General features: G+C 67.8%; 1 protein-coding gene and 1 pseudogene. Both read right to left on the bottom strand.

Translation table 11 applies throughout. The annotated features are described in order from the left end of the window. A partial coding sequence (locus KDH83_RS30675) for a Tar ligand binding domain-containing protein (protein ID WP_212322808.1) occupies positions 1–823 on the bottom strand: 823 nt, incomplete at its 3' end. A gap of 101 nt (positions 824–924) precedes the next feature. Then, positions 925–1,397: pseudogene (locus tag KDH83_RS30670) on the bottom strand (methyl-accepting chemotaxis protein); the annotation flags it as partial.

The raw sequence follows: 1,397 nt of genomic DNA, 5'->3' as shown, positions 1-1,397 counted from the left end.
CGTCCACGCCGCGACGCACCGCCGACACCGTGCGCGTCAGGCTCTCCTGCATGCGTTTGACCGCCGCGAACAGTTGCCCGATTTCGTTGGTGGAGCTGATCTCCACGCGGGTGGTCAGGTCGCCGGCGGCGATCTTGTCGAAACTTTCGCCGACCGAGCGCAGCGGCCGCAGGATGACGCGGTTCATGAACAGGAACGCGCCCAGGGACACGGCGAGCAGCAGCAGCGCCAGCGCCGCGTAGACCACGCCCATGGTCGCGGTGCGGCTTTGCGCCGAGGCGACCAGATCGTTGCTGTATTCGGTGATGTTCTTGCTGAACTCGTTCAGGCTCTTGGAAAACGCGCCACTGGCCGCGGCCGTCTTGGTGTTCTTCAGCTTCAGGTACTCGGCCGCGTCGCCCTTGTTCAGCGCCGCCATCATCGCTTCCAGCGATTCGGCGAAATTGCCGAAGGTCGAGATCAGTTCGCCTTCCGACTTCTTGGCCAGATCGGTCAGCTTGGGAATGTTCTTGAACGCGTCGATCTTCTTCTTCGCGTCCGCCATCAGTTCCTGCACGATGCGGGAGTTGTCGGCGGCGCCCGCCGCGTCGCCACTGGCGCGCTGCGCGGCGGCGATGTCGGCGCGGATGGTCGCGCGCAGCATCTGCGTGTACACGTCCTTGATGAGGCTGCTCTGCTGGACGCTCAGCCGGTCCAGATCATTGATGGCCTCGGCGCTCGACTGCATGCTGCTCCAACCCAGCACGATCGCCACCAGCGCGGCGGCGGCGACGGCCAGCTGGGCCAGCATCAAGCCGGTGCGCACTTTCAGATTGCTAAGCATTTCTTTGATTCCAGTAATCGCGCTGGCGGCCCCCTATGGCCGCCAGCGCGTGAAAGGGATTTGTTCTACTGCTTATTCAATGCCAGGACGCGAGACGCTCGTCAGAAAGACTCCCAATCATCGTCCGCCGGCGGCGCGCGGCGGCTGGCGGGCGGCGCGGCGGGCGCCACCGGGGTCACGTCGGTCGCCTCGGCCTTGCGGGCGGCCGGACGGCGCAACGGCCGCACGGTCGACGCGCCATCGGCTGCAGGCTTGACCCGGGCGGTCTGCGTCACGCGCGGCGCCGGCTTGGGCGGTTCCGCCGGCGTCGGCGGCGGTTCGATCGCCGGCTCCCTGGCTTCCTTCGGCGCCACGGGCGCCGCAGCAGAGACGCGCGGCGCGCTGCGCTGCTGCGCCAGCTGCTGGGCCGGCACCTCGATGACCTCGCCGGCGTTGATCTTGAATACCGCCACCGCCTCGGCCAGGCGCTGCGACTGTTCCTGCAGCGAGCCCGCGGCCGCCGCGGCCTGTTCCACCAGTGCCGCGTTCTGCTGCGTCACCTCGTCCATCTGCGACACCGCGCGGTTCACCTGGT

Origin of the sequence: Achromobacter sp. Marseille-Q0513 (assembly GCF_018195695.1) — a bacterium.
GTDB lineage: Bacteria > Pseudomonadota > Gammaproteobacteria > Burkholderiales > Burkholderiaceae_B > Achromobacter.
Note: the sequence above shows the minus strand (reverse complement) of the source record. Positions and strands in the feature narration are given on the sequence as shown.